This is a genomic window from Thermovibrio ammonificans HB-1, from assembly GCF_000185805.1.
GTDB classification, from domain to species: Bacteria; Aquificota; Aquificia; order Desulfurobacteriales; family Desulfurobacteriaceae; genus Thermovibrio; species Thermovibrio ammonificans.
On record NC_014926.1, the window covers coordinates 1,610,001 to 1,623,554 of the forward strand.

A 13,554-nucleotide genomic window follows, 5' to 3' on the forward strand; every position below is an offset into this window, starting at 1 on the left:
AGCTTGAACTAAAACACGAGGAAGGTTTTATTTGAACAAGTGGGATTTAAACGAAGATAGAGTAAAGTTTCATTAAGTAGCGACGGGCGGGTTTTATTTGAACAAGTGGGATTTAAACATTTCGGACTGGTATGTTTTGAACCTGCCCGCCAAGGACCGTTTTATTTGAACAAGTGGGATTTAAACTAAACCTTCTCAACTGTCTCAATCGTCCTTTCGTAAGAAGTTTTATTTGAACAAGTGGGATTTAAACTCCAATTATACTCCTAAATATTCTTTTTTAAACCAGTTTTATTTGAACAAGTGGGATTTAAACGCGGCATGGGAGCTCTTAGAGAGGAGAAAGAGGGCACCGTTTTATTTGAACAAGTGGGATTTAAACCATATACAATATCTATTCCTTCTATCAGAGATGCTGTTTTATTTGAACAAATGAGATTTAAACTGCAGGGCTACTACCCCCTTGTTGTGGAAGAGGAAGCTGGTTTTATCTGAACAAGTGGGATTTAAATCAAGCTACGGCGGTTTACCTGCCATAGCTTCTATCCGTTTTATCTGAACAAGCAAGTAGGATTTAAACGATAATCAGCTTCGTCCCTAAAGAGTTGATAAACGGTTTTATCTGAACAAGTGGGATTAAAGGCGATAAGGGGCTATGCATAATCTTAATAGATACATAATAAGCAGTTTACACAAATATTACTGTTATTTTCTTTCCGAAAGCTTTGTAAACTTTATCTCTAAGCTCAAGACTTCTTTCTATTGACGGTCGCTTTTTAAGATAGACCACAATAGCTGAGAAGCCGCATTGGATATCTTCTATCTCATTGGGTTTCAGAAGTTCTTTTTCTATAAAGTATTTTATCTCTTGAAGGGTTGGAAAATCTCCTACACACATTCTATATCACAGGATTAGGATTCAATAGTTTTCAGAGAAATTTATATCTAAAGGTCAAGCCATCTTTTTATAAAAAAGCTTAATGTTCAAGCTTAAAGTTGATAACGAACTCAAGCTTCACTCTTTTGTTAGTTGGCGGTTTAGGGAAGGAGCAATTATTCAGTATTTTGACTACGGCGGAAGTCAGAATTCTTGAAGGTGACGAGAGAATTCTCAGAGAGCTTAGTTGTCCTTCAGGTGAGATTACGATTTCAACTTTCACTCTGCCTTCTATGCCGAGTCTGCGGGCAATCGGGGGGTAGAATTTATGACGTTCTACCTCTTTAAGAACCTGTTTTAGGTAGTTCTCAAGAGAAGGCTCTTTCTTTGTGTTTGTTTTAGAAGAGAGGGGTTTTCTGCCAGGACAAGCTCCAGAGGTTGCTAAACCGGAGGTAGTGGAATTCCTTTCTGAAGGAGTTTTTAAGGGGGAAGCGGTAGGTGAAGTTCCATTTTGAGTAGAAGGAGTAGTTAAAGAGTTAGCAGAAGTTCTTTTTGAATGTGTTGGGCCGAAATGGGAATGTTTCATCTCGTTTTTAGTAATTTTTAAGTTTTTTTGAAGGAGTTGGGTTTTTCTTTTTGGAGTAGAGGGTTTAACAGTTTTTTTAGGGGAAGTTTTCAAGGAGTGGTTCCGTTTCTTCTTGTAGTGGCGTTTTTGTTTTACGTTTTTTTTGGGAAGTGGAGGAGTTTTGTTCACAGTTTTACTTTCTGCTTTAGGGCGAGGACCGTTTTCTCTTTTTGGAGAAGGATATCCGAAGTTTAGGACAATAGGTGCTTCCGGCTTTTCTGAGAGTCGAGGAGGTTTAAGTTCGATTGAGAGCAGGTAAAGAAGGGCTCCGTTTATGAGAACGGAGATGAAAAGTGAGAGAAGGGAGAGGCGGCTCATTAGCGGCCGCCTTCCCGTTAAAGGGCAGGTTTAAGGCTGAGGTTAAGCTCAGCTTCGAGGGCGTGGGCAACTTTTAAGATGGTTTCTTCGTCGAAGGCTTTTCCGATGAGTTGAACGCCAACAGGAAGGTTCTGAGCTGTTAAGCCGCACGGAAGGGAGAGGGCAGGTAACCCGGCAAGGTTTACGGCAATCGTGAATACGTCGGACAGATACATTTTTATAGGGTCGTCGGTTTTTTCACCGATTTTAAAGGCAACTTCGGGGGTTACCGGGGTGAGCAGGACATCTACCGACTCAAAAGCTTTTTGGAAGTCGTTGTATATGAGGGTTCTCACTTTTTGAGCTTTAAGGTAGTAGGCGTCGTAGTAGCCGGCACTAAGGGTGTAGGTTCCTATCATTATTCTGCGTTTGACTTCGTCTCCGAAGCCTTCTGCACGGGTTTTGCAGTACATATCAACGAGGCCCTTGTAGTTCTTTGCTCTGTAGGTGTACCTGACTCCATCGAACCTTCCCAAGTTTGAGGAGGCCTCGGCGGGAGCGATTATGTAGTAGGTTTCAACGGAGTACTTGGTAGTGGGAAGGGAGACTTCTACGAGTTCTGCTCCGAGTTTCTCAAGTTTCCGGGCTGCTTCTTCTACAAGGGCTTTAACTTCCGGTTCTATCCCCTCTACAAAGTACTCTTTCGGAAGGCCTACTTTGAGGCCTTTAACCTCTCCGTTTAGAGCTTCCAGGAAGTTGGGAACCGGCAGTTTTGCGCTGGTTGCGTCTTTTGAGTCGAGGCCGGAGATGATGTTTAGTAGGTAGGCGGCGTCTTCTACGTTTTTTGTTATGGGGCCGATTTGGTCGAGGGAGGAGGCAAAGGCTGTAAGGCCATACCTTGAAACTCTACCGTAGGTTGGCTTCAGGCCTACCACTCCGCAGAAGGCGGCGGGCTGTCTGATTGAGCCCCCGGTGTCAGAACCGAGAGATGCCAGTGCAGAGCGGGCCGCAACGGCAGCTGCAGAGCCTCCGGAGGAGCCTCCGGGTACACGGGAGAAGTCCCAGGGGTTTTTAGTAGGCCCGAAGTAGGAGGTTTCGGTTGAGGAGCCCATTGCAAACTCATCGAGGTTGTTTTTGCCTATGAAGATAGCTCCCCTTTCGCGAAGCTTCTTTGTAACGGTTGCGTCGTAGGGGGAGATGAAGCTCTCGAGCATACGGGAGGCACAGGTCATTCTAATGCCTTCAACGTTGATGTTGTCTTTTATGGCTATGGGAATTCCGAAGAGCTCGGGGATTTCGTCTTCGGAGAGCCTAAGAAGTTCTTCATCGGCAACTTTTGCCTTCTCAAGGGCTTCTTGGGCACAGACGGTTATGTAGGCGTTGAGCTTCTCCTCGGTCTGTTCTATACGCTCTATATTCGCCTGTACAAGCTCGGAAGGTTTGAGTTCTTTTTTCTTTATGAGGGTGTGAAGCTCTTTAAGGCTCTTCTCAAGCAGTTCCATTTCTCCCTCCTACTTTTTAACCACTTTGGGAACGATAAAGTACTCTCCGTCGGTTTCGGGGGCGTTCATAAACACCTTCTCCCTCGGCAAGCTCATACCGGGCACATCCTCCCTTAAGACGTTTTCGGGAGGAATTACGCTAAACTTCGGGTCTATGCCCTCTGTATCGAGCTCGTTGAGCTTCTCAACAAAGGTAAGAATCTCCGAAAGCTGATTTCTGAACTTCTCAACTTCCTCTTCCCTGAGCTCTATTCTGGCCAGCATGGCAATGTGAAGAACCTCTTCCCTGCTCAGCTTCATCTCCTACTCCTTAAATAGGCTTTTATGGAAGCTCCCACTTCCTCTATAAGTTCCCTTGCCAGCGGGTCACTGGAGTGGGAGACAATTTTAACATCGGGGTTGAGCTCCACCTCACCAAGGTAAACCGCTTCTTCCAGCCACTTTATAAAGTCGAGCCCGGTTCCTCCCAAGCTCTGATAAGGGCCGAGGTGGTTGTCGAGGTCGAGCACTTCTATTTGAGGGCCGAATCTCTTAACGAGCTTCTTCAGTTCGTTAACGCTGCGCACCAGTATATAATCTGGTGGAGGCTCCCTCCAGTCGTCTAAGAACAGTTTCACCACTCCTCCGGAGGTTAAAGTTGGGAACTATTTTAGTAGAACAGGACGGCAGGGAAAGGGCCGTAGAGTTCAACGGCCGCCGAATAAGGGTAGACAAGCTGTTACTTCAGATGGGCATATACCCGGAAACGGCCGTAGTAGTTCGCAACGGTGAGCTTCTCTGCGACGACGAGCTCCTAACAGACGGCGACAAGGTAGAAGTTGTAGTAGCCACATCACGGGGGTAGGATTGGGAAGAGTGATGGCCCTCGACGTAGGATTCAAAAGAATAGGCGTTGCACTCTCCGACCCTTTAAAGCTGACTGCTTCCCCCTACCGAATACTATACAGAAAGAGCAACAGAGAAACCTTTGAAGAGCTTCTGAAAATAGTGCTCGACAAAGGAGTAGAAGAGATAGTGGTGGGCATCCCCATAAACGCCCAAGGGGAAAAGACCAAAATAGGCCAAAAGATAGAGAAGTTCACAGCAAAGCTCCAGAGCTTCCTTAGGGAAAGGGGATACCAAATCCCCATCTACACCCACGACGAATCCTTCTCTACCCAGGAGGCAAGGGAAGTTGCAAGAAGCTTGGGGAAAGAAAAAGAGGAGCTGGACGACTACGCAGCGGCCCTGATTTTAAAAGAGTGGCTGGAGTTGAAAAGGTAAGCAGAAGGCGTATATTAAGTATTCAGAAGTTGAACAAGGTGAATACCCCTTGACAAAGGAAAAATAGGAACTATTATTAATAGCAGACACCCCCTATCCCCCTCCCTCCTCCCCATGAGTCACAGGGGCGCCCGCCAAGGGCGCCCTTCCTTTTACCACCCATCTAAAGGCTACATAAGCAGCGGCAGTTTCAAAAGTGCTAACGAATCTCCTTATATTTCTTTACAAGTTCATCCAACCCTTTCCGGTAGAGGTTGAGCACCTCCCCCTTTGAAATGCCGACCGTGTTAATCTCCCTCTGCCTGACCGAGTAGAACCTACTAACGGCGGTGTCAAGAAGCTCCAAATATCCAACAAACTCCTTTTCGTAAAGGTCCCCCTTAAGCTCCTCCAACCTCTTCTTAAGAAGGGAGATAATCTCTATATAGGCAAGTTTATAGAGGTCAAGGAGCATCCTCTCCACGTGCCCTTTAAAGCGCTTAAGGTTGTTCTCGAATCTCTCCAGAGCTTCCTCGCTGTTGTCAACCTGCGAAAGGGCCTTAACGGCGCTAACCAAGTGAACAAAAGCCGCCTCAAGCTCTATTAGCGGTTTAACGGGTTTCTCGTTGGTAAAGGCAATTATTGCGTTGTAGGGAGAAGAGTAGTGCTCGAAGAAAAGCTCGGAGATTTCTCTTAAAGTATCGAGAAGCTCCTGCGAGTAATCCTTAGACATACGCCCCCTCTTTGCTTGGAAATTCTTTGTTTAAACAACCTGAGTAAACCGACTAAACAGTAAGCTTAACGCCGCTCTTAGGGTAAAGAACTCGAGTGAGTTCCGGTCCTAAAAGCCTTTCAAGTTCCTTCCGCTCCTCCTCGGAAGGTAAACTGACCCGAATGACCTTTTCACCCTTAAGTCCCAGAGGATAAACTGCTCCCCTTTCCCACGAAAGGGTGAGCTTAGGGTCTACAAACTCCCTAACCTCCAACTCTGCACTTTGAACACTAACGGCACTACCAGAACTCGGCTCTGAAGCGGAAAGTTTCCCAGCATTTTCAAGGCGGCTGTAACGAAGGAGTAATGATTTGTAAATCAAATACAAAACTCCAATAATAACCACAGCGTAAACTAAATTAAAAACAAAAACCCTTAAAATGTCTTCCATTTGTCCCTCCCCCAATTACTCTTTTCCGGAAGAAAGTGGCTTACGTAGTTTATAAGGAGACTTATCAAAGGCCATCAAGAAGAGAATTATCAGAAGAACAAATGCGTCTTTGTTGTGAAAAATAAAGGGATTTTGCCCGAGAAACAGCCATCCCATAATCTTATAGAAGAACCAGACAAAAACCAAGACGAAAATCATTAAATAGAAAAATGCACCCTCACCTAAAAGTTCTGAAAAGTCCAACTTTAAAAAGCCGGAAACAATAGTCGCAGTAAATATAAGAATAACACCTTCCACCATATACATAAGGACGGTACCGAGCAGCCCCGAGAAGTAGCTGGAGGAGAAAATAAAGCTTTTTAAATCATTCAAGGCAATCCCGGCCTTCAAAGAAAAGATAACCTTAACAACCACAGGAATCGCAAGAGCGGCAACCACCCAAAGAGAAGCGTAGAATAGGTCTAAGATACCGTATCTGACAGCCTTAACGGCCGTTTTTGACTTGTATTTGAACCGCTTTAAAAACTCACGCATAGGTAACCGAAGTTAACTTAATCTGATAAGTATAATTTTCTAAATAGTTCAACACCCATAACGCTTTTATTATAGTTTCCAAGGGCAATATGGAGTTTAAAGAAATTAAATCTAAAGAGCTGGCCGTTATGAAAAGAGTCCTACTCGGGTTCAGCGGCGGGGTAGACAGCTTCTACGCAGCCCACCTACTACTTGAACAGGGCTTCAACGTTTACCCGGTTTACTTCAAGCTCCTGCCCGACGCCGACACCACAAAACCCAGAAGGAGCGCAGAGCTTCTAAACCTTAAACTCACAGTTGTGGACCTCACCGAAGAGTTTAAAAAGGCGGTAATAGACTACTTCATCGCCTACTACCGGAAAGGACTCACCCCGAACCCGTGCGCAGTGTGTAACCGGGAGATAAAGCTTAAAGAGCTGTACAAACTCGCCCGGAAACTCAAAATTCCCTACATAGCAACGGGCCACTACGCACGGGTGGAAAAGGTAGAGAGCTTCGGCAGAAAACTCATAAAGCGGGGCGTTGAACCGGGGAAGGAGCAGTCCTACTTCCTGGCACTCGTAGAGCAAAGGGTTTTTGAAAATTTGATTCTCCCGCTGGGGAACCTTACAAAAAGAGAGGTAATAGAGAAAGCCAAGAAGTTGGGATTCCCCTTTGAGGGAGAAAGCCAAGACGTCTGCTTTATAAAGGAGAAAAGCTACGCCGACTTCCTGAGGAAGTTCATAAAACCCCGGCCGGGGCCTTTTAAGCTCACAACCGGAGAAGTTCTCGGGAAACACAAAGGACTCATCTACTACACAGTAGGCCAGAGGAGGGGGCTGGGGATAAGCTACAAACACCCACTTCACGTAGTTGAGCTCCGCCCCGAAGAGAACGCGGTGATTGTAGGCCCGAAGGAGGCCGTTGAAAAAGACGAAATAACGGTGTGGAAGGTTAACTGGCACGTACCCCAAGAGCGCCTTACCGACCTACCCTTGCTGGCCCAGGTAAGGTACCGTTCTGAGCCAGTTCCGGTAGAATCGTTACACTATTTTAAAAACGGCATTTATCGTGTAAAATTAGCGGCGAAAGTTTCTGCCCCCGCGCCAGGGCAGGTCTGTGCCTTTTACAGCAACGACCTGCTTCTGGGAGGAGGGGAAATCACTCGGGAAGGAGTCGGGTAATGGAGGGAAGCATCGTATCCATAGACTGGACCCTGGTGGTTCAGGCTGTCAACTTCCTCATCTTCATGGTGCTCATCAACAAGTTCCTGTTTCAACCCCTCCTAAAGCTTATGGAAGAGAGGGAGAGCGAGCTGGGAGCTATCTACTCGGAGGCAGAGGCTCTGAAACAGAAGGCCGAAAGCCTCCTGAAAGAGGTAGAGGAGCTCCTTGAGAAGGCCAAGGCCGAGGCCAAAACCATAATAGACACGGCGGTGAAAGAGGCCCGTGCAGAGAGGGAAGAGATAATCAGAAGGGCCCAGGAAGAGGCAACCGCAAGGGTAGAGAGCGCCAAGAAGGAGATATGGAGCTCCTTCGAGAAGGAGAAGGCCAAGCTGGAGGCCGAGGCCGAGAAGCTGGCAGAAGAGATAGTGAAGAAAATCCTCAGAAAGGTAGCTTAAAGGGGGCACGATGGAAGGCGGCGGACACCTGCTATTTTGGAAGTTCGTAAACACCATTATCCTGTTTGCACTCCTTTACTGGATTCTCAGAAAGCCCGTTTCAAACTTCATCTCCAACGGTATAGAGGCGATAACCACCAAGTTCGAGAAGGCCAAGCAGGAGAAAGAGGAGGCGCTGAAGCTCCTCAAGGAGGCCGAGAAGAAGTCTCAAGAGGCAAAAGCGGAGGCCGAGAGAATCATCGCCTACTCGAAGGAAGTGGCCCAGAGGGAGAAAGAGCAGATTATCGCCGAGGCCAAGCAGACTGCCGAGCGCATCGTGAAGATGGCCGATGAGGAGATAGAGAAGGAGCTCTACAAGGCGAAAGAGGAGCTCAAGAAGTTCGCGGCTCAAAAGGCTGTAGAGCTTGCAGAAAACAAGCTCAAAGGCTCCATAACCCCGGAAGTTAACAAGAAACTCATCGAATCCAGCCTTGAAAAGCTTTAGGAGGGGTCAAGTTGAGACTGGAAGTAAGAGTTGCCAGAAGGTACGCAAAAGCTCTGGCAGAGGTTCTACCCGACGACAGACTGGAAGCGGTTCTGAACGAACTGAAAACCGTTGTTTCCCTGTTTGACGACAAGGCAATCAAATACTTTAAAAACCCGATAATTCCCGTAGAGAAGAAGAAAGCCCTCCTTGAGAAAGTGCTGGAAAAGGTTCAAGTCAGCAAGGAGCTCAAAAGGGTGCTCGAGCTTATGGCCGAAAGGAACAGGCTCGGCCTTCTCAGGGAGTTCCTCCAGGAGTTTGAGCAGTTCGTAAACGCCCGTTTGGGAGTTGTAAAGGCAGAAGTGACCACTGCTACCGAGATAGACGAGGAGACCCTGAACAGGATAAAGGCCAAAATCGAGGAGATTTTCGGGAAGAAGGCCGAGATTACCGTGAAGCTTGACCCTTCCATAATCGGCGGCTTTGTGGTGAAGGTTGCAGACAAGGTGCTCGACGCCTCTATAAAGAGCCAGCTTGAAGCTCTTAAGAAAGCGATAGCCGATTAAGATAAAAACCAGAAAGCGAGGTGGAACGATGCAGATTAGGGCAGAGGAAATTTCCGAACTGATAAGAAAACAGATTGAGGAGTTTGAGGCCTCTGTAAACCTCGACGAGACGGGTATTGTTATCAAGGTCGGAGACGGAGTTGCAAGGGTTTACGGCCTCGAGAACGTTGAGTACGGTGAGGTTGTAGAGTTTGAAGACGGAACCGAAGGCGTTGCGTTCAACCTTGAGGAGGACAACGTAGGTGTCGTTCTCCTCGGAGAGGGAAGGGGCATCGTAGAAGGCGGTAAGGCCAAGAGGACCGGCCGTATCCTCGACATGCCCGTTGGAGACGGCCTTATAGGAAGGGTCCTTGACCCCTTGGGAAATCCCATCGACGGTAAAGGAGACATTGAGTACACAGAAAGGCGTGCGGTTGAGCGTATCGCTCCCGGAATCGTAACCAGGAAACCGGTTCACGAGCCGCTTCAAACCGGTATCAAGGCAATCGACGCCCTCATCCCCATCGGAAGGGGTCAGAGGGAGCTCATCATCGGAGACAGGCAGACCGGTAAGACCACCGTTGCTATCGATACTATTCTCAACCAGAAGAGGGAAGGCGTTATCTGCGTTTACTGTGCGGTAGGTCAGAAGCGTTCAACCGTTGCTCAAACGATTCAGCTCCTCAAAGAGCTGGGAGCTATGGACTACACAATCGTTATCTCCGCTACTGCTTCCGACCCGGCAGCACTTCAGTACCTTGCACCCTACGCCGCCTGTACAGTAGCGGAGTACTTCAGGGATACCGGAAGGGCAGCACTTATAGTTTACGACGACCTCTCCAAGCAGGCGGTTGCCTACCGTGAGATGTCGCTCCTCCTCAGGCGTCCTCCGGGAAGGGAGGCTTACCCGGGAGACGTTTTCTACCTGCACTCCAGGCTCCTTGAAAGGGCCGCAAAGCTCAACGACGAGCTCGGAGCAGGTTCGCTTACAGCCCTCCCGATTGTTGAGACCAAGGCCGGAGACATCTCCGCTTACATTCCCACAAACGTTATCTCCATTACCGATGGTCAGATATTCCTCGAGACCGACCTCTTCTACAAGGGTCAGAGGCCGGCTATCAACGTAGGTCTCTCGGTTTCCAGGGTAGGTGGTGCAGCCCAGATTAAGGCAATGAAGCAGGTTGCCGGTAAGCTCAGGCTTGAGCTTGCAAGGTACAGGGAGCTTGAGGCGTTCGCCCAGTTCGCTTCCGACCTTGACCCTGCAACAAGGGCTCAGCTTGAGAGGGGTAGGAGGCTTATGGAGCTCCTCAAACAGCCGCCCCACAAGCCTATCCCCGTAGAGAAGCAGATTGTTGCCTTCTTTGCCGCAATTAACGGTTACCTCGACGACATCCCCGTTGAGGCGGTTACGAAGTTTGAGTGGGAGCTCTACGCCTTTATGGACGCCAAGCACCCCGAGATTCTCAAGGAGATTCTCGAGAAGAAGAAGCTCGACGACGAGCTCACCAAGAAGCTCCACGAGGCAATTAAGGAGTTCAAGGCAACCTTCACAGCCTAATTGAGAGGTAAACAATGCCCGGAATGAGAGAGATAAAAGCCAAGATAAAGAGCCTCAAGGGGACGAAGCGGATTACCGCCGCTATGAAGGCGGTGTCCGCTGCCAAGCTCCGCAAGGCTCAGGAAGACCTCATAAACGTTAGGCCCTACGCAGAGGTTATGAAGGGTATAGCCCAGGGGCTATACCTGCGGGAGAACCCGGTAACCCACCCCATATTCAAGGTTCGCCCCGTTAAGAGGATTGAGCTTGTGGTTATCTCCTCCGATAAGGGGCTGTGCGGTGCTTTTAACTCCAACATCATAAGGCGCGTTAACAGGTTCGCCCAGGAGAAGCAGAAAGAGGGTATTGAGATAAGCCTCACAACTGTAGGTAACAAGGCCTGCCAGTTCTTCACCAAGTACTCCGACCTTAAGGTCAGGAAAGAGGTCAGGGATATATTCAGGCGCATAGGTCTTCCCCTTGCCAACGAGATAGCCTACGACCTCTACCTGGGATACGAGTCTGAGTACTTCGACGAGGTCTACCTGGTTTACAACAGGTTCATCAACGCCTTAAAGCAGGAAGTCACGTTCGAGAGGATAATGCCCCTCTCGGCGGAAGGCGGAGAGGAGCTTCAGGCCGCCGAGTACACGGTGGGCCCCGACGAGAAGGTGATAGAGGAGGCGGTTCGCTCCTACGTTTCGGCGGTTGTTCTCAGGGCCCTTAAGGAGTCTGAGACCTCTGAGCACGCGGCCAGGATGACCGCGATGGACAACGCTACGAAGAACGCTGAAGACCTCATTAAGAAGCTCACCATTTCGTTCAACAAGGCGCGTCAGGCCGCAATTACCAAGGAGCTCATCGAGATAACCACCGCTATTGAAGCAATGAAATAGTTAGGAGGATAGATATGGCAGAGCATAAGGGGAGAATCGTTCAGATTGTAGGTCCGGTTATAGACGTTGAGTTCCCCGACGGCAAACTCCCTGAAATCTACCACGCCCTCAGGGTTCCCAAGGTTAAGCAGATTACCTGGGACGGTAAGATTGAGGAAGGCGACCTTATGCTCGAGGTTCACCAGCACCTCGGCGAGAACAGGGTAAGGTGCGTTGCCTTCGGAGCCACAGAGGGCCTTAAGAGGGGAATGGAGGTTATAGACACCGGAGACTACCTTAAGGTTCCGGTTGGACACGCAACAAGGGGAAGGATTTTCAACGTTGTAGGTAAGCCAATTGACGGCAAAGGCCCCGTTGAGGCCGAGGAGTACTGGCCCATCCACAGGCCGGCACCGCCCCTTACAGAGCAGAAGACCGTTGCAGAGGTGTTTGAAACCGGTATTAAGGTTATCGACCTCCTTGAGCCTTACGCAAAGGGTGGTAAGACGGGACTCTTCGGCGGTGCAGGAGTTGGTAAGACCGTTCTCCTCATGGAGCTGATTCACAACGTTGCAATGAAGCACGGCGGTTTCTCGGTATTTGCCGGCGTCGGAGAGAGGACCAGGGAGGGAACAGACCTCTGGCTGGAGATGCAGGAGTCGGGGGTTCTTGAGAACACGGTTCTGGTTTACGGCCAGATGAACGAGCCCCCCGGTAACAGGTGGCGCGTTGCGATGACCGGCGTTACCATGGCCGAGTACTTCCGTGACGTTGAAGGCCGTGACATGATGTTCTTCGTTGACAACATGTTCCGCTTTATCCAGGCCGGTGCGGAAGTTTCGGCTCTGCTCGGAAGGATTCCGTCTGAGGTTGGTTACCAGCCCACACTCGCCACCGAGGTAGGTGCAATCCAGGAGAGGATTACCTCTACAACGAAGGGCTCCATTACCTCCGTTCAGGCGATTTACGTTCCTGCAGACGACTTTACAGACCCGGCTCCGTTTACACTCTTTGCCCACCTTGACGCTACAACGGTTCTCTCGAGGGCCCTCGCAGAGCAGGGTATTTACCCGGCGGTTGACCCCCTTGAGTCTACATCCCGTATGCTCGACCCCCACATTGTAGGTGAGAGGCACTACAGGGTAGCAAGGGAGGTTCAGAGGTACCTCCAGAGGTACAAGGAGCTCCTGGAAATCATCGCAATCCTCGGTATGGAGGAGCTCAGCGAGGAAGATAAGCTGGTTGTTCACAGGGCAAGGAGGATTCAGCTCTTCCTCACACAGCCGTTCCACGTTGCAGAGGTGTTCACCGGAATGCCCGGACGTTACGTAACTATCGAGGAGACAATCCGCGGCTTTGAGATGATTGTTAAAGGTGAGCTCGACCACCTGCCCGAGCAGGCCTTCTACATGGTCGGAACGATTGATGAGGCCATTGAGAAGGGCGAGAAGCTCATGAAGGAAGCGGAAGCTAAGAAATAGAGGAGAGTTTAGATGGCTGGCAAGGGAATACCGGCTGAGATGAAGCTCCAGCTTGCTTCGGCAACCGGTAAGCACTACGAGCTTACCGTTAAAGAGGTTTACGTTGAGACCGACGACGGCGACCTGGGCGTTCTGCCCGGCCACCAGCCGGAGTTCTACAGGATAAGCGCCGGGTTTGTCTCCTGTAGAACTGCCGACGGAGAAGAGGTAAGGAAGCTCGTTTACAACGGGTTCGTCCAGGTTGAGCCGGACGTTGTTCGCATAGGCGTTCAGGAAATTTACGAGCCCGGCGAGGTAGACGTTGAAGCCGTAGAGAGGGAGGTTGCGGAGCTCAAGGAGCTCCTTACCTCCTTAGGCGAGGAGGAGGAGGCCCGCCGGGCCGAGGTTGAAGCCGAAATAGCAAGGAAGGAGAAGCTCATTAGGAAGGCCCGTTAGCGGCCTTCCTTTTCCCTCCTGTTTAACCACCACACCGCTACAACTCCCGCCCCCAAAAGCCCTACCAGGAATCCGGAAATTAGGTAGAGGAACTCCGATTTTTCCCGAGGGATGGAAGAGCTCGGCCTCGGAATCTGAGACGGGGCAATTCCCGGGTAGAGCTCGTAAGTTTTCCCCGATTTTGTCTTAATGACAACAACTTCTACAACTTTACCGTTCACCTGTTTGTAGGCAATTCGGGCCTCTACGGGCACGTCTTCGGAAGGGGCTCCGAAGGCCACAGGGGCAAACAGGTGGAGAAGGAGGAAAAAAGTTATAAACTTTTTCATAGAAAACCCCTATAGCTGTTTAGTGCTATTATCGACACAAGGAGGGAAG

Annotated in this window: 19 protein-coding genes and 1 CRISPR repeat array (1 of these 20 cut by a window edge); of the genes, 10 read left to right on the forward strand and 9 right to left on the reverse strand. The window is 49.4% G+C overall.

Annotated elements, in window-relative coordinates; all coding sequences use genetic code 11:
* A CRISPR array of direct repeats spans window positions 1-512; the repeat unit is 28 nt; unit sequence GTTTTATTTGAACAAGTGGGATTTAAAC (it extends 105 nt beyond the left edge of the window).
* Window positions 513-688: 176 nt separating this feature from the next.
* From THEAM_RS08365 to THEAM_RS08385, 5 genes are all read right to left on the reverse strand, one after another.
* Complete coding sequence (locus THEAM_RS08365; protein WP_041439591.1) at window positions 689-898, reverse strand: hypothetical protein; 210 nt, start codon at window positions 896-898, stop codon at window positions 689-691.
* A 79-nt stretch (window positions 899-977) separates the two neighbouring features.
* Window positions 978-1,820 (reverse strand): energy transducer TonB, encoded by an 843-nt coding sequence (locus THEAM_RS08370; RefSeq protein ID WP_013538387.1) that lies wholly within the window; start codon window positions 1,818-1,820, stop codon window positions 978-980.
* Window positions 1,821-1,837: 17 nt separating this feature from the next.
* Entirely contained in the window at window positions 1,838-3,301 is a 1,464-nt protein-coding gene (gene gatA / locus THEAM_RS08375) for an Asp-tRNA(Asn)/Glu-tRNA(Gln) amidotransferase subunit GatA (RefSeq protein ID WP_013538388.1), read from the reverse strand.
* A 9-nt stretch (window positions 3,302-3,310) separates the two neighbouring features.
* Window positions 3,311-3,601: an Asp-tRNA(Asn)/Glu-tRNA(Gln) amidotransferase subunit GatC gene (gene gatC, locus THEAM_RS08380; protein WP_013538389.1), complete on the reverse strand. Its 291-nt coding sequence runs from the start codon at window positions 3,599-3,601 to the stop codon at window positions 3,311-3,313.
* On the reverse strand, window positions 3,598-3,918 hold the full coding sequence (locus THEAM_RS08385; RefSeq protein WP_013538390.1) for a cyclic-phosphate processing receiver domain-containing protein: 321 nt from the start codon (window positions 3,916-3,918) through the stop codon (window positions 3,598-3,600). The genes gatC and THEAM_RS08385 overlap by 4 nt, the downstream gene beginning before the upstream one ends.
* 20 nt (window positions 3,919-3,938) lie before the next feature.
* Between THEAM_RS08385 and THEAM_RS08390 the strand changes: the two genes are divergently transcribed.
* Window positions 3,939-4,145, forward strand: a complete 207-nt coding sequence (locus THEAM_RS08390) for a ubiquitin family protein (RefSeq protein WP_013538391.1) — start codon at window positions 3,939-3,941, stop codon at window positions 4,143-4,145.
* Window positions 4,146-4,156: 11 nt separating this feature from the next.
* Complete coding sequence (ruvX, locus tag THEAM_RS08395; protein ID WP_232203442.1) at window positions 4,157-4,564, forward strand: Holliday junction resolvase RuvX; 408 nt, start codon at window positions 4,157-4,159, stop codon at window positions 4,562-4,564.
* 199 nt (window positions 4,565-4,763) lie between these two features.
* On the opposite strand, the gene THEAM_RS08400 is transcribed toward ruvX, so the two are convergent.
* Genes THEAM_RS08400 through THEAM_RS08410 form a run of 3 tightly spaced genes read right to left on the reverse strand, consistent with a single transcriptional unit; the run spans window position 4,764 to window position 6,240 of the window.
* The gene (locus THEAM_RS08400; protein ID WP_013538393.1) at window positions 4,764-5,276 is read right to left on the reverse strand and encodes a hypothetical protein; all 513 of its coding nucleotides are present in this window, start codon (window positions 5,274-5,276) and stop codon (window positions 4,764-4,766) included.
* A 52-nt stretch (window positions 5,277-5,328) separates the two neighbouring features.
* A complete protein-coding gene (locus THEAM_RS08405; RefSeq protein WP_013538394.1) occupies window positions 5,329-5,706 on the reverse strand; it encodes a hypothetical protein in 378 nt (125 codons plus the stop codon).
* Window positions 5,707-5,721: 15 nt separating this feature from the next.
* Window positions 5,722-6,240: a hypothetical protein gene (locus THEAM_RS08410; RefSeq protein WP_013538395.1), complete on the reverse strand. Its 519-nt coding sequence runs from the start codon at window positions 6,238-6,240 to the stop codon at window positions 5,722-5,724.
* A gap of 89 nt (window positions 6,241-6,329) precedes the next feature.
* Here THEAM_RS08410 and mnmA point away from each other — a divergent pair, with 89 nt between their 5' ends.
* From mnmA to atpC, 8 genes are read left to right on the forward strand one after another with little or no spacing between them, the layout of a single operon-like run.
* Window positions 6,330-7,403 carry a tRNA 2-thiouridine(34) synthase MnmA gene (gene mnmA / locus THEAM_RS08415; protein WP_013538396.1) on the forward strand — a complete coding sequence of 358 codons (1,074 nt, stop codon included), beginning with the start codon at window positions 6,330-6,332 and terminating at the stop codon, window positions 7,401-7,403.
* Window positions 7,403-7,840 carry a F0F1 ATP synthase subunit B gene (gene atpF, locus THEAM_RS08420; protein ID WP_013538397.1) on the forward strand — a complete coding sequence of 146 codons (438 nt, stop codon included), beginning with the start codon at window positions 7,403-7,405 and terminating at the stop codon, window positions 7,838-7,840. Before mnmA ends, atpF begins: the two co-directional genes overlap by 1 nt.
* 10 nt (window positions 7,841-7,850) lie before the next feature.
* The gene (locus tag THEAM_RS08425; RefSeq protein ID WP_013538398.1) at window positions 7,851-8,324 is read left to right on the forward strand and encodes a F0F1 ATP synthase subunit B; all 474 of its coding nucleotides are present in this window, start codon (window positions 7,851-7,853) and stop codon (window positions 8,322-8,324) included.
* Window positions 8,325-8,335: 11 nt separating this feature from the next.
* Window positions 8,336-8,869 (forward strand): ATP synthase F1 subunit delta, encoded by a 534-nt coding sequence (gene atpH / locus THEAM_RS08430; RefSeq protein WP_013538399.1) that lies wholly within the window; start codon window positions 8,336-8,338, stop codon window positions 8,867-8,869.
* A gap of 28 nt (window positions 8,870-8,897) precedes the next feature.
* Window positions 8,898-10,406, forward strand: coding sequence for a F0F1 ATP synthase subunit alpha (atpA, locus tag THEAM_RS08435; protein WP_013538400.1), 1,509 nt, complete (start codon window positions 8,898-8,900; stop codon window positions 10,404-10,406).
* Between the two features lie 14 nt (window positions 10,407-10,420).
* Complete coding sequence (gene atpG, locus THEAM_RS08440) at window positions 10,421-11,281, forward strand: ATP synthase F1 subunit gamma (RefSeq protein WP_013538401.1); 861 nt, start codon at window positions 10,421-10,423, stop codon at window positions 11,279-11,281.
* Window positions 11,282-11,295: 14 nt separating this feature from the next.
* Window positions 11,296-12,741, forward strand: a complete 1,446-nt coding sequence (atpD, locus tag THEAM_RS08445; protein WP_013538402.1) for a F0F1 ATP synthase subunit beta — start codon at window positions 11,296-11,298, stop codon at window positions 12,739-12,741.
* 12 nt (window positions 12,742-12,753) lie between these two features.
* A complete protein-coding gene (atpC, locus tag THEAM_RS08450) occupies window positions 12,754-13,176 on the forward strand; it encodes an ATP synthase F1 subunit epsilon (protein ID WP_013538403.1) in 423 nt (140 codons plus the stop codon).
* Here atpC and THEAM_RS08455 read toward each other — a convergent pair.
* Window positions 13,173-13,505: a hypothetical protein gene (locus THEAM_RS08455; protein ID WP_013538404.1), complete on the reverse strand. Its 333-nt coding sequence runs from the start codon at window positions 13,503-13,505 to the stop codon at window positions 13,173-13,175. The genes atpC and THEAM_RS08455 overlap by 4 nt on opposite strands.
* Window positions 13,506-13,554: the final 49 nt, after the last annotated feature.

Coding starts and splice junctions, on each gene's coding strand:
- gatA (WP_013538388.1), bottom strand. CDS start 3,301: ATGGAACTGCTTGAGAAGAGCCTTAAAGAGCTTCACACCCTCATAAAG.
- atpD (WP_013538402.1), top strand. CDS start 11,296: ATGGCAGAGCATAAGGGGAGAATCGTTCAGATTGTAGGTCCGGTTATA.
- THEAM_RS08425 (WP_013538398.1), top strand. CDS start 7,851: ATGGAAGGCGGCGGACACCTGCTATTTTGGAAGTTCGTAAACACCATT.
- THEAM_RS08370 (WP_013538387.1), bottom strand. CDS start 1,820: ATGAGCCGCCTCTCCCTTCTCTCACTTTTCATCTCCGTTCTCATAAAC.
- gatC (WP_013538389.1), bottom strand. CDS start 3,601: ATGAAGCTGAGCAGGGAAGAGGTTCTTCACATTGCCATGCTGGCCAGA.
- atpA (WP_013538400.1), top strand. CDS start 8,898: ATGCAGATTAGGGCAGAGGAAATTTCCGAACTGATAAGAAAACAGATT.
- THEAM_RS08410 (WP_013538395.1), bottom strand. CDS start 6,240: ATGCGTGAGTTTTTAAAGCGGTTCAAATACAAGTCAAAAACGGCCGTT.
- THEAM_RS08365 (WP_041439591.1), bottom strand. CDS start 898: ATGTGTGTAGGAGATTTTCCAACCCTTCAAGAGATAAAATACTTTATA.
- atpG (WP_013538401.1), top strand. CDS start 10,421: ATGCCCGGAATGAGAGAGATAAAAGCCAAGATAAAGAGCCTCAAGGGG.
- THEAM_RS08405 (WP_013538394.1), bottom strand. CDS start 5,706: ATGGAAGACATTTTAAGGGTTTTTGTTTTTAATTTAGTTTACGCTGTG.
- atpC (WP_013538403.1), top strand. CDS start 12,754: ATGGCTGGCAAGGGAATACCGGCTGAGATGAAGCTCCAGCTTGCTTCG.
- THEAM_RS08400 (WP_013538393.1), bottom strand. CDS start 5,276: ATGTCTAAGGATTACTCGCAGGAGCTTCTCGATACTTTAAGAGAAATC.
- THEAM_RS08455 (WP_013538404.1), bottom strand. CDS start 13,505: ATGAAAAAGTTTATAACTTTTTTCCTCCTTCTCCACCTGTTTGCCCCT.
- atpF (WP_013538397.1), top strand. CDS start 7,403: ATGGAGGGAAGCATCGTATCCATAGACTGGACCCTGGTGGTTCAGGCT.
- mnmA (WP_013538396.1), top strand. CDS start 6,330: ATGGAGTTTAAAGAAATTAAATCTAAAGAGCTGGCCGTTATGAAAAGA.